The sequence below is a fragment of the Serratia sp. SCBI genome, from assembly GCF_000747565.1.
GTDB classification, from domain to species: Bacteria; Pseudomonadota; Gammaproteobacteria; order Enterobacterales; family Enterobacteriaceae; genus Serratia; species Serratia ureilytica.
The window spans coordinates 4,705,388-4,725,704 of the sequence record NZ_CP003424.1 but is presented as its reverse complement, the minus strand read 5'-3'; the positions used below and the strand labels follow the sequence as shown (position 1 = coordinate 4,725,704).

The window sequence follows — 20,317 nt, the reverse complement described above, 5'->3', positions numbered from 1 at the left end:
CGGATGACAGGGCCGAAGCCCCGGCGTCAGGTTCAGGCCATCGGCCGCATCGACATCGGATTGAGCTGCGGGTTGAAGCAGCTGTCGTAGTAACGCTGGATATCGGCGACGCGGTGCTGATTGATGCGCCGACGCTGCACCAGGCGCCAGGCGTTATAACCCAGGCTGACCACTACGGCCAGCAACAACAGGCTGGTGCCGAGATAGCGCCACAGGGTGATCATGTCCGGTTCGCTGTGCAACGCCACGTGGCGAGTGCCGTTGGCGTCAACGCTGAGGCTGGTGATCACGCCCTGCGCCTGGAATGGGGTATGCAGCAGCAGGTTGGACTGGCGCTGCAGCTCATTCCACTGGTCGAGCGCGTTGTATTCGCTTTGCGGCGTCTGCGGCTGGGGGTGACTGACCCACTGGCGGCCTTCGTCGCTGCGGATCAGGAAACCGCCTGGCGGCGGGCTGTTGAGCGCAGCGGCGGCCAGTCGCGTCTCATTGAAGATGAACGACGAGGTGGCCACTTTGGTCAGGCTTTCCAGCGATTCGGCGCTGACCGGACGAAGCAGGACGTTGACGCCTTGCAGCGCGCCGGATTTGGCGCGTTTCACCAGGCTGCTCCAGTTTTTCGCGTTGCCCAAGTTAACCAGCGCGTTTTTCAGCCGTACACAGTCGTTTTCCGTCTGGCACAGATCCTGCGTTTTCAGCACGATATCGGAGAAATCGTCCAGCAGGATCATGCCGGATTTCTCGATGGCGCTGGCCAGCTGCGGGTTGACCTTCTGATCGGCGCCGCTCGGATGCAGCTGACCGCTGACCGTCGCCAGCAGGGCTGTCGCTTTGTCTATGACTTCCGATTCCGGCTGCGGCAGCGGGGCGGCGGTGTTCCAATAGATGCCGGAGCAGTCGAACGGCGCAAAATTGACGGCGCCGCCGCCGTTGGCCGGCGGCGGGACATAGCACATGCCGCTGCCGCGCACTTTCAGCGTGTCGCCGATGCGCAGCGGCGTGGCCTCCAGCGCCTGTACGCTGGTCACTTCCACTTTTTGCGCGCCTTGCAGCCAGGCCATGCTGAGGGTCAACGGCAGGTTGAGCGGGATATAGATCAGCAGCAGCAGCAGAACCAGCGCCGAGCTGGCGACCAGCACCGCATTGCGGCCCCACTGCTGCAACGGGAAATTCTTCACTTCGTCATGCAGCGACAGGAAGCGCCCCTGCCGCACCACCTGACGGTTGAGATAGACGTCCACATCGGTGGTTTTGCCCAGATCCTGCGTCAGGTACGGTTGCCAGTGCGGCGGATAGATCAGATCGATAATGCCGAGCGAAATATTGCTGATCTGCCCTTGGCCGGATTCGCCGAACAGGCCCCAGCGCTTTGGCGTGCCGCGCAGGCAGTGGATCTCTTTCAACTCGCGCGACGCCGGGCGGCGGAACAGGTTCCACCCTCCCCAGGCGATCATCAGCACCGCCACGAAAATCATCCAGGGGATCACCAGCACCGGGCTGATCAGGCTGAAGAACAGCAGCAGCAGCGCGGCGGAGATGATGACGGCTTCACGGATGCCGTTCGGCCGGTTCAGCGCATGCTCTTCCGGCGTTTCCTTGCGAATGTTCACCAGCTCGACATGCTCGCTCTCTTCCTTGCGGATGGAGGCGTTTTTGGTCGGCGCGGCGGTCACGACCGGCGGCTGCGGCCGGTCGTGGATATGATCTTTCAGCGAGTGCCCATTGAGCGAAATCACCAGCGGCAGCGTCTGGGTTCGGATCACTTCCACATGGTTGTCGGCGGTGATGTAGGGTTCCCAAAATGGCGGCAGATGTACCTCTTCGGCATCGAGGTAATAGCGCCATTTATTGGGATCGTCGCTGGCCAGCCCGTAACGGGTGATGGCGTGCGTCACGGGATAAACGTTATCGCTTTGCGGGGTGAGCGCCAGTTTGGCTGCGGGCAGCGTAGCGCCGCCGCCGGGCAACAGTTTGTTGCTCAGCTTGTTTTGTTGATTAAGGTAGAACTCGACCGCCGCGCGTTCTTCGTCGGTCAGCTTGCGGTGGGCGGGTTTGATAAACGGCAGCGTGCGCGCCAGCGCCGTCGGGTGGCGGGCCTTGAACCACAGGTACAGGCCGGCGGCAATCAGGCAGACAAGCACTAAGGCCAATATCAACACTATTGTGCTCATGCAATCCCCATCTCACACCCGTGAATTTCGCCAACCTGATGAAAAGCTGAATATTATACGGAGTAAACCGCCAGGAGGCACCCAGAACTAATGAGGGAACAAACAGATTTTCGCTTTGGATCTCATTCCTTCATGAAGCAAGGTCATTTTATCACTGATTCTTGCCTGCGTGATACTAGCAACCGGCCCCTGCCGTCGATATCGGCATTATCCTATTTTCATGCGCGCTGTTTGCTGAATCAGTGCAGAAAATCGCCCGCGGCTGGCGACGCTTGTTAAAAGAAAGTAAATTACTGTTCATGCGCGTTGCGGCCGAGCTTGCCCTTAACGCACAATGTGATCAAGATCGAATTTGGTCAGCGTTTGAGCGCCAACGAGCCGTGCGTTACGCCAATCATTTTTTCGGTTGCCCTGTCCGCGCCTGGGCAACCTCTTTGAGGCAATCATGGATAAACACCTGCAAAAAACCTAAAATTCTGAAAGTGGAAACGGTCGCGCGTTCGCGTTTGTTCAACGTCGAGTCGGTCGATTTGGAATTCAGCAACGGTGTGCGGCGGGTGTATGAGCGCATGCGGCCTTCGGATCGCGAAGCGGTGATGATTGTGCCGGTGATTGGCGATGACCTGCTGCTGATCCGCGAATATGCGGTGGGCACTGAATCCTATGAGCTCGGCTTCCCGAAAGGGTTGATCGATCCCGGCGAGGGGGTGCTGGAGGCGGCCAACCGCGAGCTGATGGAAGAGGTGGGATTCGGCGCCAGACGCTTTGATTTCCTCAGCAAGCTGACGATGGCGCCATCCTACTTTTCCAGCAAAATGAATATCGTGCTGGCACACGATCTCTACCCGCAGAGCCTGGAGGGGGACGAACCGGAACCCCTGCCGCAGGTGCGCTGGCCGATCGCCAACATGATGGCGCTGCTGGCGGAACCGGATTTCCGTGAGGCGCGCAACGTCAGCGCGCTGTTCCTCTCCGAGGCGTTTCTGCGCGCTTCGCGCTGAGACGCTTCACGCCGCATAAAAAAAGGGCCAGATTTCTCTGGCCCTTTTCGATCAGAACAGCTCGTGGCTTTCGCCGCCCGGATCGGTCAGCGTGGTGCCGGTATCGCGCGATGGGTAGTCCGTCGGCTGCGTTCCTTCGATAAAGTACTCGGAACGGCTGCCGCCGCCACCGCCAGAGAGCTTGCCGCTGCTCTTGTCGATGGTGACGCTGATGATGCCCGGCGGCGGCGTGACTTTCTGCTCCGGAATGCCTTCCAGCGCGATCTTCATGAAGTCGTCCCACGCCGGCTGGGCGCTCTTGGCACCGCCTTCGCCGCCGGAAATCTGATCCGGGATGGCGCCGGACACCGTCGAACGGCCCAGATCGCGGCGGTGATCGTCGAAGCCGATCCACACCGACGTCACGGTATCCGGGCCATAGCCGGAGAACCAGGCGTCTTTGGAACTGTTGGTGGTACCGGTTTTACCGCCGATATCATGACGTTTCAGATCGCGCCCGGCGCGCCAGGCGGTGCCCATCCAACCCGGTTCACCGAAGATGTTGCTGTTCAGCGCGTCGTGGATCAGGAAGGCCAGCGGCGTGCTGATCACGTGCGGCGCATACTGTTGGTCGCCGTCCTGCTGCACCTGAGCCGGGGTTACCTGCTCCAGCTGCGGCATCGGCACCGTGCTGTTGCTGCCTTCCTGCGAGGTGGCGACGTTTTCGATGTTGTCATCGGACAGCACGGCCGAACGGTGAGTATCACCGTAGATCACCGGCAGGTTGCAGCTGCTGCAAACCACTTTAGGTTTGGCTTCGAACACCGTATTGCCGTTGTCGTCTTCAATTTTGGTGATGAAGTACGGATCGACCAGGTAACCGCCGTTCGCCAGCACCGCGTAACCGCGCACCAGCTGCATCGGGGTGAAGGAAGCGGAGCCCAGCGCCAGCGATTCGGTATGCACGATGTTCTGTGCCGGGAAGCCGAAGCGCTGCAGATATTCCGCCGCGTAGTCGACGCCCATCGCACGCATCGCGCGCACCATCACCACGTTCTTCGACTGCCCCAGCCCTTGACGCAGACGAATCGGGCCATCGTAGGTCGGCGGCGAGTTCTTCGGCCGCCAGTCGGTGCCGGCGCCGGCATCCCAACGGGTGATCGGCAAGTCGTTCAGGATGGTGGCCAGCGTCAGGCCTTTATCCATCGCGGCGGTATACAGGAACGGTTTGATGTTCGAGCCCACCTGACGCAGGGCCTGCGTGACGCGGTTGAACTTGCTCTGGTTGAAATCGAAGCCGCCGACCAGCGCTTTCACCGCACCGTCGTTCGGGTTGATGGAAACCAGCGCCGAGTTGACGTCCGGCACCTGCGACAGCCACCAGGCCTCGTTCACTTTACGCACCCAGACCTGCTGGCCTGGCTGCACCACGTCGGTGACGCGTTTCGGCGTTGGGCCTTGCTGAGTGTCTGAACGGTATGGCCGCGCCCAGCGCATGGTGGCCATCGGCAGGGCAATGCTGCTGCCGTCGGCCAGCATCGCCGTCGCTTCCTGCGGGTTGGCGGCGGTGATGACCGCCGGCGCCAGCGGGCCGTAGTTCGGCAGGTTTTTCAGCGAGTCGACAATCTGTTTGCGATCCCAGGCCGCTTCGCCGACTTTCCACAGCACGTTTGACGGGCCGCGATAGCCGTGGCGCATGTCATAGGCCAACACGTTATTGCGCACCGATTCCTGCGCCGCCAGCTGCAGCCGTTTGGTCACGGTGGTGTAAACCTTATAACCGTCGGTATAGGCGTTTTCACCGTAGCGCTTGATCATCTCCTGACGCACCATCTCGGAGAGATACGGGGCGGAGAAGCTGATTTCCGGCGCATGGTAGTTGGCGACCAGATCTTCAGAACGCGCCTGATCGTACTGCGCCTGCGTGATGTAGTGTTCGTCCAGCATGCGCGACAGCACTACGTTGCGACGGGCAACGGCGCGATCGTGCGAATAGAGCGGGTTGAAGGTGGACGGCGCTTTCGGCAGGCCGGCGATGGTCGCCATCTCGCTCAGGGTGAGCTGGCTGACGTCCTTGCCGAAATAGACCTGCGCGGCGGCGCCCACGCCGTAAGCGCGATAACCCAGGTAGATCTTGTTCAAATACAGCTCAAGGATTTCATCTTTGGTCAGCATCTGCTCGATGCGTACCGCCAGGAAGGCTTCCTTGATTTTACGCATCAGGGTGCGTTCCGGGCTTAAGAAGAAGTTACGCGCCAGCTGTTGGGTAATGGTGCTGGCCCCCTGGGAAGCGTGGCCGGAGACCAACGCGATGGAGGCCGCGCGGAAGATGCCGACCGGATCGACACCGTGGTGATCATAGAAGCGGCTGTCTTCGGTGGCGATAAATGCGTGCACCATCACCGGCGGAATTTGATCCAACTTCAGCGGAATGCGGCGCTTCTCGCCGTACTGGGCGATCAGTTCGCCATCGGCGCTGTAAACCTGCATCGGTATCTGCAGCCGCACGTCTTTCAGCGTTGCGACGTCGGGCAGCTGCGGCTCGACATATTTGTACAAGCCGAAAATCGAGGCTGCTCCCAGCACGATGCAACATACTGCAAGGATTAGTAAATACTTTACGAACTTCACCTGAGATTTCCCATTTCTAAGTCATTTGGGCAGTTTATAAACAACCGCGCGGTAGTATAAAGGCAAGCCTGCGACATGGATATGTTCTTTTATCATCGGATGTTATGGAGGCTTGTGAAACATGTTCCCTCAAGCATGGCAGGTGGGGCTGGATATACAAATCGACTGCGTGCGGGCGCTGGCGGTCCAACGCCGCCGCAACGGCTGGCAACTGCGTCACTGGTGGCAACAGACGCTGCCGCAGGCGGTTTTACGCGACGGCTGCCTGGCACCTTCCGAAGCCCTGATCCGGGCGCTGCGGCAATGGCGCGTCCAACTGCCGCGACATATTTCCTTACGCATTGCCCTGCCGGCACAGCGGGTGTTGCAACAGTGCATGGCGCAGCCGGACGCGCGTCTGCGCGAGCCGGAACGCAGCGACTATATCGTTGGCCACGGCGTGAAGCAGTTCCCACTCGACGGCCAGACGCTGGTGCTCGACTATCGCGCCGCGCCGGCGGAGGGGGCGGCGCTGCTGTTGACCGCCGCGCGGCGGCAGGAGCTGCAGCAGTGGCTGCACTGTCTGCGCCAGGCGGGCCTGCATCCGCAAGCGGTCGATATTACGCCTTGCGCGCTGCGGATGATGGCGACGGCGGCGGGCGTGCCGCACACCGCGGGGCTGATGCATCGTCTCGAGCGAGAATGGCTGTGGGTGGCGCCGGCCGACGGCGCGTTCGCGTTCGGGCTGACGCCGGGCGACGATGACGCGCAGGCGCTGCGGGCGCTGCAAGCCCAGACGCCGACGGACGATGATCGACCGGTCTATGCCGGCAGCGTGCTGGCAGGAGCCTTGCCCGTCGGCTGCCTTTCCTGGTCGCCGCTCAGCGCCTTCACGCAGCTGCGTCCGCCGTTGCCCGTGCATCCCTCAGCGTTCGCGTTGGCCGGCGGTCTGGCGCTGCGCGAGGAGGACCGCTGATGTACCAGGTCAACTTTTTGCCCTGGCGGCAACGTCGCGATCGGCGGCGCGGCTGCTTCTGGCTGGGCGTGTTGCTGTTGCAGATAACGGTGCTGTTGCTGGCGCTGTTCCTCGTCGCCGGCCAACTGCGTCATCAACAGGCGCAGCGTCAGGAGCGGCTGGCGCTGTTGGAAGAAGAGCTGGCGGCAGTGACGCTGCTCGTTCGTCAGCAGCAGCTAGAGCGGGCGCAACGGGCGCGATACAGCGCCCTCGCTGAACGGCAGGCGCGCAATGCCCAACATAACCGGCGTTATTTGCAACTGCTGCAGCAACTCTCCTCCTGCCTCCCCCCACCGCTGTGGCTCACGGCGTTGGACAGCGATGCGGCGAACGGCCTGCGGCTGCGTGGATTGAGCCGTTCTCCTGCCGCCATTTCGCAGTTCGAACGGCGGCTGGCGGGGATGCCCGCGTTACCGCGGCTGCGTTTGGCGGAGGTGGCGCAACGCGACGACGGCCTGTACGCCTTTCATCTGGTGGCGCAATGGGGGCGTGATGGATAACCGTTTGCCATCTGGGCTGCGCTTCTTGCTGGGCCTGTCGGGCCGGCGATTGCTGGCCGCGCAATGGCTGGGCATCGGCACGTTGGCGTTGTTGGGTGGGGGCTGGATGCTGCAAGACGAATGGCGTCAGCGGGAAAGTGCGACAGAGCGGCAACAGCGCCTGCTGCAACAGATCGCCGTGGCGCAGCGCCAACTGGACGAGGCGCCGGTCGCCCTGATGCCGCCGACGCCGCTCGCTCCGGCCGCCACCGGCGATCTGACGAACGGGCTGCAACGTGCGGGGGGCGCCTTATTGCGCTGGCAGCGGCAGGAAAAACCGCCGCGGCAAACGCTGAGCTTGCGCATTGACTACCCCGGTTTGTTGGCGCTGCTGGAGGCGCTGCCCGTCGATTTGCGTCTCGAACAATTGAGCGTGGAGACGCCGCCGCAGGGCATGACGGCGCGGTTGGTTTTACAGGATGCCGCCGAGGAGCTGGCCGATGAGTAGAAGATCCGGCCGTTGGTGGTGGCTGCTATGGCCGTGGGCCTTATGCGCCGAACCGCGCGACCCGTTTGCGCCGCCCCCGATGCCTGCTTGCGCCCAGACAGAGACATCCCCGGCGGGCTGGCGACTGAAAGGCGTCATCGGGCAACCGACGCAGCGCTATGGCTGGGTGGTGACGCCGGCGGGGCAATGGTTGCGCCTGCGGCCGCAACAACGGGTGCTTGCCGAGCGCTGGCAGGTGACGCAGGTGCAGGCGCGCAGCCTGACGTTGAAGGCGCTGACGGCCGAACCGGAGTGCCCGACGAGCCGCGACGACATATCGCTGATGATCGACGACAAGGATGACAAATCATGAAAGGACGCGCTGGACTGGGCTTGGCGCTAGGGTGTTTGGCGCTCGGCGCTGCGCAGGCTCAGGATAAACAGATAATCTCATTGGAGTTTCAGGATGCGCCGGTCACGGTCATCCTGCAGGCCTTGGCGGATTATCGGCAGATGAACCTGATCGCCGCGCCGGGCGTGAGCGGCAGCCTGACGCTGCGGTTGGAGGATGTGCCCTGGCCCCAGGCGCTGGCGCTGACCCTGCGTATGGGCAAACTGACGATGACGCGGGAGGGTAACGTGATGCTGATCTCCCCGGAGCCGGATGCGCGGGAAAAAAGACAGCTGCAAGAGGCGCTGGCGCAGCGGCAACCCTTGCACAGCCTGACGATGACCGTGCAAAACGGCGATGCGGCGGAAATTGCCGAAAGCCTCAACGCCCAACGTGGCGCGTTGCTGAGCGAGCGTGGCAGCGTGTTGGCGGATAAACGCACCAATACGCTGCTGCTGCGCGACACCGCGCCGATTGTGGCGCAGTTGAAAAAGCGGATAACGGAAATGGATGCGCCGCTGGCACAGGTGCAACTGGCGGCGCATATCGTGACCATCAACAGCGAAAGCCTGCGTGAGCTCGGCGTGCGTTGGGGATTGGCGCCCGACGACAGGCCGGCGCGGCCGCTGCGGCCGGGCAATATCGGCGTTAACCTGCCGTTGGAGCGCAGCGCGGTGAACGCCGGTTTCCATCTGGCGCGCATCAGCGGGCGTTTGCTGAGCCTGGAGCTGACGGCGCTGGAGCAGGAAAATCAGGTGGAGATCATCGCCAGCCCGCGTCTCCTGACGGCGCATCTGCAAACCGCCAGCATCAAGCAAGGGACGGAGATCCCTTATGAAGTGTCCAGCGGCGCCAGCGGTGCGACCGCCATCGAGTTTAAAGAGGCGGTGCTGGGCATGGAGGTGACGCCGAAGGTGTTGCCGGACGGGCGCATCACGCTGACGCTGCAGATCAGCCAAAATATGCCGGGGCGCGCCATCAGCCGAGGGGCCGGAGAGGCGTTGACCATCGATAAACAGGAGATTAAGACGCAGATCACGGTGAAAAACGGCGAAACCCTGGTGCTCGGCGGCATTTTTCAACGGCATCGCGGCAAGACGGCGGACAAGGTGCCGGGACTGGGGGATGCGCCGCTGCTGGGGGGCTTGTTCCGGCAGAGCGGCGCACAACAGAAAAAACGCGAGCTGGTGATCTTTATTACGCCAACCCTGATTAAGGGATAAGCGGCGGCCTGTCGGCCGGGCGGCAAATCGCCTAAAGTTGATGAGCAGATACACTTTTTTATCCCCTTGGGGGGATCTGCGTTTGACGCTGCGGCCGATTTAGCTTACAAGGGTTACCGAATTGAGCACCGAGGTTTTTTGTTAGCGCCAAGACGCCGTTAAAAACATATGGTTTCCCTCCCGCGGCGTGGATTGCGATTTATTCGGTTGCCAAACTACCAAGAGTGTTGAGATAATTTTTCGTCTGATCTCGCACTATCGCTCATGAGGTTTCAGTTTAGGTCCCGCCGCTGATTTGATTGGCGGGGCGGGTTAACATTAACGAATTGTCTTAGTAATACCGAAAAACATGGCAGAGAAACGCAATATCTTTCTGGTTGGGCCTATGGGTGCCGGCAAAAGCACTATTGGCCGTCAGTTAGCTCAGCAACTCAATATGGAGTTCTTCGACTCCGATCAAGAAATTGAGCGACGTACCGGAGCTGACGTGGGCTGGGTATTCGACGTGGAAGGGGAAGAAGGTTTCCGCGATCGTGAAGAAAAAGTCATTAATGAACTGACGGAAAAACAAGGGATTGTGTTGGCGACCGGCGGCGGTTCGGTGAAGTCGCGCGAAACGCGCAACCGTCTGTCCGCGCGCGGCGTGGTGGTTTATCTCGAAACCACGATCGAAAAGCAGTTGGCTCGTACCCAGCGTGATAAAAAACGCCCGCTGCTGCAGGTTGATTCTCCGCCGCGTGAAGTGCTGGAAGCTTTGGCGAAAGAGCGCAATCCGTTGTATGAAGAGATTGCCGATGTCACCATTCGCACCGACGATCAGAGCGCTAAAGTGGTTGCCAACCAGATCATCAACATGCTGGAAAGCAACTGATTGCCGATTTTCGCGTTCGCCGTCGGCTAATGCGGAAAACTGATTTGTGTTCCCCGCCGTTGTGGGGAGCAACCACCGCCGTACCATACAGAGAACTAAGCGCGACATGGAGAGAATTACTGTAACGCTTGGGGAGCGCAGCTACCCGATTACCATCGCCGCCGGATTGTTTGACGATCCGGCTTCTTTTATGCCGTTAAAGGCGGGTGAACAAGCGATGTTGGTCACCAACCAGACCCTGGCGCCGCTCTATCTGGAGCGTGTCCGGCAGGTGCTGGAGCAGAGCGGCGTCGTGGTGGATCAGGTGATTCTTCCCGATGGTGAGCAGTACAAATCTCTGGCGGTGTTGGAGCAGGTGTTTTCGGCGCTGCTCGAAAAACCGCACGGGCGCGATACCACGCTGATCGCGCTCGGTGGCGGCGTTGTCGGCGATCTGACCGGCTTCGCCGCCGCGTGCTACCAACGCGGCGTGCGCTTCATTCAGGTTCCCACCACGCTGCTGTCGCAGGTGGACTCCTCCGTGGGCGGCAAGACCGCCGTCAACCACCCGCTCGGCAAAAACATGATCGGCGCTTTCTATCAACCCGCTTCGGTGGTGGTTGATCTGGATTGCCTGAAAACGCTGCCGACGCGTGAACTCTCTTCCGGCCTGGCCGAAGTCATCAAATACGGGATCATTCTCGATCGCGAGTTTTTCGTCTGGCTGGAAAATAACATCGATGCGCTGATGGCGTTGGATATGCAGGCGTTGGCCTACTGTATTCGCCGCTGCTGCGAGCTGAAGGCCGAGGTGGTGGCCGCAGACGAACGTGAAAGCGGTCTGCGCGCCCTGCTGAATCTGGGCCATACTTACGGCCATGCTATCGAAGCTGAGATGGGCTACGGCGTGTGGCTGCACGGTGAGGCGGTGGCTGCGGGCATGGTGATGGCGGCGGAAACCGCGCACCGTCTCGGCCAGTTCTCCGTTGAAGACATCGAGCGCATCAAAGCGCTGCTGCTGCGCGCCGGCTTGCCGGTCTGCGGGCCGCAGGAAATGACGCCGGAATCCTACTTGCCGCACATGTTGCGCGACAAGAAAGTGCTGGCGGGGGAACTGCGTCTGGTGTTGCCGACCGCGATCGGTGCGGCGGAAGTGCGCGGCGGCGTAGGGCATGAGCTGGTGCTGGCGTCGATCGCCGCCTGCTTGCCTGAGCGGAAGCGTAATTAAATCGGACTAAGTAACAGTGGCTTAGCCGCCATTAGCATCTATATTAATACAGTGAGCAGAGCACGACGGGTGTCGCTTTGCCATCATCGGGTTAATCCGCCCGTGCCACGGTAGGTCTACGGTGGTGGGCTTTTGCCTCTAGTTGGAGGGTTTCAGATGGACGAGTTTAAACCGGAAGACGATCTCAGACCTGATAGCAGCGATCGTCGTCCTACGCGTTCGCGCAAGCCGGCCGCCGCGCCGCGCTTCGCCGTTTCGCGCCAGCATTTGATGATTGGCATCGGCATTTTGGTGCTGCTGCTGCTGATTATCGGCATCGGTTCAGCCCTGAAGGCGCCGACCAAACATGAAGCGGCTCAGGAGAGCGGCGCGCAAAACGGCGCGGCCCGCGATATCAATCTGTCCGGTTCTTCGTCGCTGACCACCGCCAATAACGGCGTGCCGGGCGGCACGACCGATACCCACGATAATAACGGCGTGAGCGCGACTCAGCCGCAGCAACCGCAGAACGTCAGCGTTCCGCCGATCTCCGGCACGCCGACCGAAGCGCAAACGCAGCCTCAGCAAGGCGGTGCGCAGCAGCGCGTCGATTTGCCGGGCAACATGGCGGATGCGCTGTCGCAGCAGCAGGGGCAGGTTGACGCCGCTACGCAGGGCATGACCGGCGCAGCGTCGACGTTGCCGACCGCACCGGCGACGGTGATGAGCGGCGCCGCAGCGCGCGAAGCGACGCGTCCTGTGCAGGGCACTGCCCCGCAACAGCATAAAACGCCGGCGAAAACCGCCGCCGCCAAACCGACCGCAACGCAGCATAAATCACCGACTACGGTGTATACGCCGCCGGCCAAGCCGTCTTCCACCGCGAAAGCGGGAGCGGTCGCCAGCAGCGGCAGTTCTGTGCAGTCTGCGCCGGGCAGCCACTATACCTTGCAACTGAGCAGCGCTTCGCGTTCCGATACGCTGAACGCCTACGCCAAACAGCAGAAGCTGCAGAATTACCTGGTGTACGCCACCAAGCGTGACGGCAAGCCGTGGTATGTGCTGGTGAGCGGCAACTATGCGTCTTCTGCTGAAGCGAAGCGCGCCATTGCTTCGTTGCCGGCCGATGTGCAGGCGAAAAAACCATGGGTTCGACCTGTACACCAAGTGCAGCAAGATCTTAAAAAATAAATCATTTAAATTTGTGCGCTGATGTGCTGTCTGAAACAGAGTACAATCCGCCGCTCTGAATTGTATAAGTAGCTAATTGACGGCATGAAGAAAAACCGCGCTTTTTTAAAATGGGCTGGTGGAAAATACCCGCTGGTAGATGAGATTCGTCGCCATCTGCCGGCGGGAGACTGCTTAATCGAGCCCTTCGTGGGTGCGGGATCCGTCTTTCTGAATACGGATTACGACGCCTACATTCTCGCCGACATCAATAGCGATCTTATCAACCTGTATAACATCGTTAAGCTGCGCACGGATGACTTCGTGCGCGATGCCCGCACGCTTTTCGCCGATGAATTCAATAACTCGGATCAGTTTTACCTGCTGCGAGAAGAGTTCAATACTAGCACCGAGCCTTACCGCCGGGCGCTGCTGTTCCTGTACCTGAACCGTCACTGCTATAACGGCCTGTGCCGCTATAACCTGCGCGGCGAGTTCAATGTGCCGTTTGGCCGGTACAAGAAACCGTACTTCCCGGAAGAAGAGCTCTACTGGTTTGCTGAAAAATCGCGCAATGCCACTTTTGTCTGCGAGCATTACCGCGATACCATGGCGAAGGCCGCAGCCGGCGCCGTGGTGTATTGCGATCCGCCTTATGCGCCGCTGTCGGCGACGGCGAATTTCACCGCTTACCACACCAACAGCTTCAGCATCGCCGATCAGCAGAGCCTGGCGCATCTGGCGCATCAGCTCTCGGTAGAGAGCCGGGTGCCGGTATTGATTTCCAATCACGATACCGAGCTGACGCGCGACTGGTACCAGCATGCTGCGCTGTATGTGGTGAAAGCGCGCCGCACGATCAGCCGCAATATTCTCGGCCGCAGCAAAGTGAACGAGCTTTTGGCGCTGTATCGCTAAGCCGGGGGCACCCCGGCGCATAACAACTCGACCCTACGTTTGGAGAAGCGGATGAAAAAGTTTTTGATTGCCCCGTCCATTCTGTCGGCAGATTTTGCCCGGTTAGGTGAAGATACCGCTAACGTGCTGGCCGCAGGCGGCGACGTGGTGCACTTCGACGTCATGGACAACCACTACGTGCCCAATCTGACCATCGGTCCGATGGTGTGCGAAGCGCTGCGCAACTACGGCATTACCGCGCCGATTGACGTACATCTGATGGTCAAGCCGGTGGATCGCATCGTGCCTGACTTCGCCAAGGCCGGCGCGTCTTATATCTCTTTCCACCCTGAAGCCTCCGAACATGTCGATCGCACCATTCAGCTGATCAAAGAGCACGGCTGTAAGGCCGGCCTGGTGTTCAACCCGGCGACCCCGCTGAGCTATCTTGATTACGTGATGGATAAAATCGACGTGATCCTGCTGATGTCGGTCAACCCGGGCTTCGGCGGCCAGTCGTTCATCCACGGCACGCTCGACAAGCTGCGCCAGGTGCGCAAGTTGATCGACGACAGCGGCCGCGATATCCGTCTCGAAGTCGACGGCGGGGTGAAGGTGGACAACATCGCCGAAATCGCCGCCGCGGGCGCCGATATGTTTGTCGCCGGTTCCGCCATCTTTGGCCAGCCGGACTACCGCAAGGTGATCGACGAAATGCGCAGCGAGCTGGCGAAGGTTTCCCATGGCTGATTTCGGCGCGATCCGCGCACTGGCCTTCGATCTTGACGGTACGCTGGTCGATAGCGCGCCGGGCCTCGCGGCCGCCATCGATATGGCGCTGGAAGAGAGGGGGCTGCCGCAAGCGGGTGAAGAGCGAGTTGGCACCTGGATCGGCAACGGCGCCGACGTGCTGGTGCAGCGCGCGCTGCGCTGGGCGGAAGCGGAAGACACGCCGGAGCAGTGCAGCCGGCTGCGTGAGCGCTTCGATCATTTCTACGCGCAGACCGTCGACAGCGGCAGCCGCCTGTTCCCGCAGGTGCAAGAGACGCTGGCCCGCCTGGCCGCGCACGGTTACCCGATGGCATTGGTGACCAATAAGCCGACGCCGTTCGTGGCGCCGCTGCTGGCATCGCTGGGCATTGGCGAGTATTTTTCGCTGGTGATTGGCGGCGACGACGTGACGGAAAAGAAACCTCACCCGGCGCCGTTGTATCTGGTGCTCGGCAAGCTTGGGTTGCGAGCGCATGAACTGCTGTTCGTCGGCGATTCGCGCAACGATATTCAAGCCGCCCAGGGCGCCGGTTGCCCGAGCGTCGGTTTTACCTACGGTTATAACTACGGCGAATCGATCGCCCTGAGCCACCCCGATCGGGTGTTGGAGCGCTTCGCCGATTTGTTGCCCGCTCTTGGGCTGTCATCTTTAGAGAATCAGGAAATTTAAACATGAGTAAGCCCATCGTATTTAGCGGCGCGCAGCCGTCCGGCGAACTGACCATCGGCAACTACATGGGTGCGCTGCGTCAGTGGGTGCAGATGCAGGACGACTACGACTGCATCTACTGCATCGTCGATCTGCATGCCATCACCGTGCGCCAAGACGCCGAAAAGCTGCGCAAAGCCACGCTGGATACGCTGGCGCTGTATCTGGCCTGCGGTATCGATCCGGAAAAAAGCACCATCTTCGTGCAGTCGCACGTGCCTGAGCACACGCAGCTGAGCTGGGTGCTGAACTGCTACACCTATTTCGGCGAACTGAGCCGCATGACGCAGTTCAAAGACAAATCCGCACGCTACGCGGAGAACATCAACGCCGGGCTGTTCAGCTATCCGGTGCTGATGGCGGCGGACATCCTGCTGTATCAAACCAATCAGGTGCCGGTGGGCGAAGACCAGAAACAACACCTGGAACTGAGCCGCGACGTGGGCCAGCGTTTCAACGCGCTGTACGGCGACGTGTTCAAAGTGCCGGAGCCGTTTATTCCTAAATCCGGCGCACGCGTGATGTCGCTGCAGGAACCGACCAAGAAGATGTCCAAGTCGGACGATAACCGCAACAACGTGATCGGCCTGCTGGAAGATCCGAAAGCGGTGACCAAAAAGATCAAACGCGCAATGACCGACTCGGAAGAGCCGCCTGTCGTGCGTTACGACGTGGTCAACAAGGCGGGCGTCTCCAACCTGTTGGACATCCTCGCCGGCGTCACCGGCAAGAGCATCGCGCAGCTGGAAGCCGAGTTCGAAGGCCAAATGTACGGCCACCTGAAAGGCGCGGTGGCGGAAGCCGTCTCCGGCATGCTGGCTGAGCTGCAGGAGCGTTACCACCGCTTCCGCAACGACGAAGCCTACCTGCAGCAGGTGATGCGCGACGGCGCCGCCAAGGCTCGCGCACGCGCGCAGGAAACCCTGGCGAAGGTTTATCAGGCCGTCGGTTTCGTACCGCCGCAGGCGTAACGCCGGCGCAAATAAAAAAAGCGGCCTTGGGCCGCTTTTTTACGTCGGTATCACGCCATTTGCGCCAGGCCGGCGGGCGGGGCCTCGCTGGCGAACCAATTAAGCTTGCTGCGCAGGCTGACCACGCTGCCGACGATGATCAGGCTGGGGCTGGCGGCCTGCAGGGACAAGGCGCCCAGTTGGCCAAGCTCGCCTTCGATCACCCGCTGGCGACAGGACGTGCCGTTTTCCACCAGCGCCACCGGTGTGATGGCCGGCAGTCCGTTCGCGATCAGCCGGCGCTGGATCTCCGCCGCCTGCGATAGCCCCATATAGAACACCAGCGTCTGTTGCCCGGCGGCCAGCGTCGCCCAGTCCAATCCACCGTCGGCCTTGGCGTGGCCGGTCACCAGACGCACGCTCTGCGCGTGGTCGCGGTGGGTGAGCGGGATGCCGCTGTAGGCGGAACAGCCGGAGGCGGCGGTGATGCCCGGCACCACCGAGAACGGCACGTTGGCGTCCGCCAGCGTTTCCAGCTCTTCGCCGCCGCGGCCGAAGATAAAGGGATCGCCGCCCTTCAGGCGCACCACGCGTTTGCCTTGCCGCGCTTGCAGCAGCAGGATGTGGTTGATCTGCTCCTGCGGCACGCAGTGATGGCCGGCGCGTTTGCCAACGAAGATGCGCTCGGCGTCGCGACGCACCAGCGTCATGATCGCTTCGGAGACCAGCCGGTCGTAAACCACCACGTCGGCCTGCTGGATCTGTTGCAGCCCTTTCAGCGTCAGCAGGCCGGCATCGCCCGGCCCGGCGCCCACCAGCACCACTTCACCGCGATCCTCAGGCCGTTCGCTGAACAGCTGTTCGAGCTGGCGTTCGGCCAGAGCCGCGTCGTCATTGGCCAGCGATTGCGCCAGCCGATCGTGAGCGAACAGCCGCTCCCAGAAGCGGCGGCGCGCGCCGAGGCTGCTGAAGCGCTGTTTCACCCGTTGACGCAGCGATCCGCCGAGCTGCGCCAGCTTGCCGAGGTGTTGCGGCAGCAGCGCTTCCAGCTTCTCGCGCAGCAACCGCGCCAACACCGGCGCTTTGCCGCCGGAGGACACCGCCACCACGATCGGCGAACGATCGATGATCGACGGCATGATAAAGCTGGCGCGTTTTGGGTCATCGACCACGTTGCAGAACACCCGCTGCTGGTTGGCGCACTGGTACACCCGCGCGTTGACCTCCAGCCGGTCAGTGGCGGCTATCACCAACCATTTTTCCGTCAGCAGGGCCGGGCTGAATTCGCCCTCGGCCAGCGTCAACAGGCCTTCTACCGCCCACTGGTGGAACTGCGGGCTGAAGGCCAGGGCGTTGACGGTCAGCGCCGCGCCGGCGTCCAGCAGCAGGCGCGCCTTGCGTTCGGCGATTTCGCCGCCGCCGACCAGCAGGCAGGCTTTGTGTTGCAGTTGGCAGAAAATCGGCAGGTAGTCCATCGGCATTCCTCGGGGTTATCGGCGTGGGGGCGGGATGCGCCCCCGAAAGGTTATGCCGCGACTTGCACGATGCCGTCGACCACCCGGCTGGTGAAGCTGGCGACGGAGCGGCTGTCATCTTCCAGGCAGTGGCCATCGTACAGGCGGAAACGCTGTTTCTTCAGCGGGCTGGCGACCCACAACTCCCCCTGATGCTCGGCGATCAGCCCGCGCGACAGCACGCTGGCCTGGGCGAACGGGTCGATATTGCTGATGGCGAACACCTGTTCGTCGGCATAGGGGCGGAACACCGCCACCTGCCGATCGCCGATCAGGGCGCACACGCCGGTGCCGGGCAGGATGTCGGCGATGGGGCAAACGGTAATCCACTGGCTCATGCTTGGCTCTCCTCGGTGTCGATCAGGGTGACGGCAATGCGCTCGTCAGGGCGCGCCGGGCGGTGTTGGTCACGTTCGGCCACCACCTGCACGTTCGGATCGCGCAGCGGGCTGTTGATGAAGTGGGCGAAGCGCAGCTGTGTTTCCGGGCGCTCGACGGTTTCTTTCCACTCGCAGATCACCGCCTCGCGCAGGCGGGCGATATCCGCTTCCAGCTGCTCGTTGATGCCGAGCTTGTCGTCAACGATCACCTTGCGCAGGTAATCGATGCCGCCTTCCAGGCTCTCCAGCCATACCGAGGTGCGCTGCAGCTTATCGGCGGTGCGGATATAGAACATCATGAAACGGTCAAGGTAGCGCACCAGGGTCTCGCTATCGAGATCGGCGGCCAGCAGGTCGGCGTGGCGCGGTTTCATGCCGCCGTTGCCGCAAACATACAGGTTCCAGCCGTTTTCGGTGGCGATGATGCCGACGTCCTTGCCCTGCGCTTCGGCGCATTCCCGGGTACAGCCCGAGACGCCGAATTTCATTTTGTGCGGGGTGCGGATGCCTTTGTAGCGATGTTCCAGCGTGACGCCGAAACCGACGCTGTCGCCGACGCCATAGCGGCACCAGGTGCTGCCGACGCAGGTTTTCGCCATGCGCAGCGCCTTGGCGTATGCGTGCCCGGTTTCAAAGCCGGCGGCGAGCAGCTTGCGCCAGATGGCCGGCAGGTCGTCTTTCTGCGCGCCGAACATGCCGATGCGCTGCGAGCCGGTCATTTTGGTGTAAAGGTTGTACTCTTTGGCGATCTGTCCGATGGCCAGCAGGCCGTCCGGAGTGATTTCGCCGCCGGCGGAGCGCGGTATCACCGAGTAAGTGCCGTCTTTCTGGATATTGCCGAGGAAGTTGTCGTTGGTATCCTGCAACGGCGTGTGCTGCGGTTTGAGGATGTATTCGTTCCAGCACGAGGCCAGCAGCGAGCCGACGGTCGGTTTGCAGACTTCGCAGCCGTAGCCTTTGCCGTATTTGGCCAATAACGCCTCGAACGACTTGATGCCTTCGACGCGGATCAGGTGGAACAGCTCCTGGCGTGAATAGGCGAAGTGTTCGCACAGGTGGTGGTTGACCTCGATGCCTTGCTTGCTCAGCTCGGCGTTCAACACCTGGGTGAGCAGCGGGATGCAGCCGCCGCAGCCAGTGCCGGCCTTGGTTTCGGCTTTCAGCGCCGCCACGGTGTGACAGCCTTGGTTGACTGCCCGGATGATGTCGCCTTTGCTGACGTCGAAGCAGGAGCAAATCTGCGCGCTTTCCGGCAGCGAATCCACGCCGATGGCCGGCTTGCTGCCCGCATGGGCCGGCAGGATCAGGCCGTCCGGGTTTTCCGGCAGCGCGATGCCGTTCAGCGCCAGCTGCAGCAGGTTGCCGTAATCGCTGGTATCGCCGACCAACACTGCGCCGAGCAGGGTTTTGTTGTCGGCGCTGACCACGATGCGTTTGTAGACCTCTTTGCTCTCATCCAGATAAACGTAGCTGCGGGCGCCCTCGGTACGGCCGTGGGCATCGCCGATGCCGCCGACGTCTACGCCCAGCAGTTTCAGTTTGGCGCTCATATCGGCACCCTGGAAGCCGTTTTCGCGGCCCAGCAGGTGATCGGCGGCCACCTGCGCCATTTTGTAACCCGGCGCCACCAGGCCGAAGGTGCGATCGCGCCAGGCGGCGCACTCACCGATGGCGTACACGTCCGGATCCGATGTCTGGCAGCAGTCGTTGATGGCGATGCCGCCGCGGCGGCCGATCTCCAGTCCGCATTGACGCGCCAGCTTGTCCTGGGCGCGGATGCCGGTGGAGAAAACGATGAAATCCACTTCCAGCAGGCTGCCGTCGGCGAAATGCAGGGTTTTGCGCGCCGTGCCGCCGCCGTTGACGATCTCCTGGGTGTTTTTCCCAGTGTGTACCTTGACGCCCATGCGCTCGATCTTGCGGCGCAGCTGGTCACCGCCCATCGGGTCGAGCTGTTCGGCCATCAGCACCGGAGCGAACTCGATCACGTGCGTTTCCACCCCCAGGCTTTTCAGCGCGCCGGCGGCTTCCAGCCCCAACAGCCCGCCGCCGACCACCGCGCCGCGTTTGCTGCGGCGCGCGCAGGCTTCAATGGCGTTCAGGTCTTCGATGGTGCGGTAAACGAAGCAGTCCTGGCTATCCGAGCCTTTAATCGGCGGGATCCACGGATAGGAGCCGGTGGCCATGATCAGCTTGTCGTAATAGACGGTGCGTCCGGTATTGGAGTGGATGACTTTCTCGTCGCGATTGATGGTGATGGCGCGTTCGCCGATCAGCACCTTCACGCCGTGCTTTTCGTAAAAGCCTTCGCGCACCAGCGACAGCTCTTCGGCGGTATGGTGCGAGAAATAGGAAGAGAGATGCACGCGATCGTAAGCGATGCGCGGCTCTTCGCAAAACACGGTGATGTCGAATAGGTCTTTGTCTGCTTTATCCAACAGATCTTCGATGAACCGGTGGCCGACCATGCCATTGCCGATCACGGCAAGTTTGACTCTGCTCATTATTGCCTCAAA

General features: G+C 61.5%; 18 protein-coding genes. 13 read left to right on the top strand and 5 right to left on the bottom strand.

All coding sequences use genetic code 11. The features are described from left to right. Positions 1-32: 32 nt before the first annotated feature. Entirely contained in the window at positions 33-2,168 is a 2,136-nt protein-coding gene (locus tag SERRSCBI_RS22060) for an intracellular growth attenuator family protein (protein WP_042785500.1), read from the bottom strand. A gap of 449 nt (positions 2,169-2,617) precedes the next feature. On the opposite strand from SERRSCBI_RS22060, the gene nudE reads away from it, so the two are divergent. Then, positions 2,618-3,169: an ADP compounds hydrolase NudE gene (gene nudE, locus SERRSCBI_RS22055; RefSeq protein ID WP_156965130.1), complete on the top strand. Its 552-nt coding sequence runs from the start codon at positions 2,618-2,620 to the stop codon at positions 3,167-3,169. A gap of 51 nt (positions 3,170-3,220) precedes the next feature. Here the strand turns inward: nudE and mrcA are convergent, their stop codons facing one another. Next, the gene (gene mrcA / locus SERRSCBI_RS22050; RefSeq protein ID WP_033645280.1) at positions 3,221-5,779 is read right to left on the bottom strand and encodes a peptidoglycan glycosyltransferase/peptidoglycan DD-transpeptidase MrcA; all 2,559 of its coding nucleotides are present in this window, start codon (positions 5,777-5,779) and stop codon (positions 3,221-3,223) included. A gap of 121 nt (positions 5,780-5,900) precedes the next feature. Here mrcA and pilM point away from each other — a divergent pair, with 121 nt between their 5' ends. From pilM to trpS, 12 genes are all read left to right on the top strand, one after another. After that, the gene (gene pilM, locus SERRSCBI_RS22045; protein WP_042785499.1) at positions 5,901-6,734 is read left to right on the top strand and encodes a type IV pilus biogenesis protein PilM; all 834 of its coding nucleotides are present in this window, start codon (positions 5,901-5,903) and stop codon (positions 6,732-6,734) included. Continuing rightward, the gene (locus SERRSCBI_RS22040) at positions 6,734-7,273 is read left to right on the top strand and encodes a PilN domain-containing protein (RefSeq protein ID WP_042785498.1); all 540 of its coding nucleotides are present in this window, start codon (positions 6,734-6,736) and stop codon (positions 7,271-7,273) included. Before pilM ends, SERRSCBI_RS22040 begins: the two co-directional genes overlap by 1 nt. Then, positions 7,266-7,760: a hypothetical protein gene (locus SERRSCBI_RS22035; protein WP_042785497.1), complete on the top strand. Its 495-nt coding sequence runs from the start codon at positions 7,266-7,268 to the stop codon at positions 7,758-7,760. Before SERRSCBI_RS22040 ends, SERRSCBI_RS22035 begins: the two co-directional genes overlap by 8 nt. Beyond that, the gene (locus SERRSCBI_RS22030; RefSeq protein ID WP_033645276.1) at positions 7,753-8,112 is read left to right on the top strand and encodes a HofP DNA utilization family protein; all 360 of its coding nucleotides are present in this window, start codon (positions 7,753-7,755) and stop codon (positions 8,110-8,112) included. Before SERRSCBI_RS22035 ends, SERRSCBI_RS22030 begins: the two co-directional genes overlap by 8 nt. Continuing rightward, positions 8,109-9,353, top strand: a complete 1,245-nt coding sequence (hofQ, locus tag SERRSCBI_RS22025; protein WP_084587982.1) for a DNA uptake porin HofQ — start codon at positions 8,109-8,111, stop codon at positions 9,351-9,353. The genes SERRSCBI_RS22030 and hofQ overlap by 4 nt, the downstream gene beginning before the upstream one ends. A 349-nt stretch (positions 9,354-9,702) precedes the next feature. Next, positions 9,703-10,224, top strand: a complete 522-nt coding sequence (gene aroK, locus SERRSCBI_RS22020) for a shikimate kinase AroK (RefSeq protein WP_004391482.1) — start codon at positions 9,703-9,705, stop codon at positions 10,222-10,224. A 106-nt stretch (positions 10,225-10,330) separates the two neighbouring features. Then, on the top strand, positions 10,331-11,431 hold the full coding sequence (aroB, locus tag SERRSCBI_RS22015) for a 3-dehydroquinate synthase (RefSeq protein WP_033651737.1): 1,101 nt from the start codon (positions 10,331-10,333) through the stop codon (positions 11,429-11,431). A 156-nt stretch (positions 11,432-11,587) separates the two neighbouring features. After that, a complete protein-coding gene (locus SERRSCBI_RS22010; protein WP_033645274.1) occupies positions 11,588-12,601 on the top strand; it encodes an SPOR domain-containing protein in 1,014 nt (337 codons plus the stop codon). A gap of 84 nt (positions 12,602-12,685) precedes the next feature. Further along, positions 12,686-13,498 carry an adenine-specific DNA-methyltransferase gene (dam, locus tag SERRSCBI_RS22005; RefSeq protein WP_033651736.1) on the top strand — a complete coding sequence of 271 codons (813 nt, stop codon included), beginning with the start codon at positions 12,686-12,688 and terminating at the stop codon, positions 13,496-13,498. A 51-nt stretch (positions 13,499-13,549) separates the two neighbouring features. Then, entirely contained in the window at positions 13,550-14,227 is a 678-nt protein-coding gene (gene rpe / locus SERRSCBI_RS22000) for a ribulose-phosphate 3-epimerase (protein ID WP_019456160.1), read from the top strand. Beyond that, on the top strand, positions 14,220-14,918 hold the full coding sequence (locus SERRSCBI_RS21995; RefSeq protein WP_033645272.1) for a phosphoglycolate phosphatase: 699 nt from the start codon (positions 14,220-14,222) through the stop codon (positions 14,916-14,918). The genes rpe and SERRSCBI_RS21995 overlap by 8 nt, the downstream gene beginning before the upstream one ends. Positions 14,919-14,920: 2 nt before the next feature. Continuing rightward, a complete protein-coding gene (gene trpS / locus SERRSCBI_RS21990; RefSeq protein ID WP_004930324.1) occupies positions 14,921-15,928 on the top strand; it encodes a tryptophan--tRNA ligase in 1,008 nt (335 codons plus the stop codon). 50 nt (positions 15,929-15,978) lie between these two features. Here trpS and cysG read toward each other — a convergent pair whose 3' ends face one another. From cysG to nirB, 3 genes are read right to left on the bottom strand one after another with little or no spacing between them, the layout of a single operon-like run. Continuing rightward, positions 15,979-17,382 (bottom strand): siroheme synthase CysG, encoded by a 1,404-nt coding sequence (cysG, locus tag SERRSCBI_RS21985; protein WP_042785496.1) that lies wholly within the window; start codon positions 17,380-17,382, stop codon positions 15,979-15,981. A gap of 50 nt (positions 17,383-17,432) precedes the next feature. After that, positions 17,433-17,759 (bottom strand): nitrite reductase small subunit NirD, encoded by a 327-nt coding sequence (gene nirD, locus SERRSCBI_RS21980; RefSeq protein WP_033645269.1) that lies wholly within the window; start codon positions 17,757-17,759, stop codon positions 17,433-17,435. Then, positions 17,756-20,305: a nitrite reductase large subunit NirB gene (gene nirB, locus SERRSCBI_RS21975; RefSeq protein WP_042785495.1), complete on the bottom strand. Its 2,550-nt coding sequence runs from the start codon at positions 20,303-20,305 to the stop codon at positions 17,756-17,758. Before nirB ends, nirD begins: the two co-directional genes overlap by 4 nt. Between the last annotated feature and the right edge of the window lie 12 nt (positions 20,306-20,317).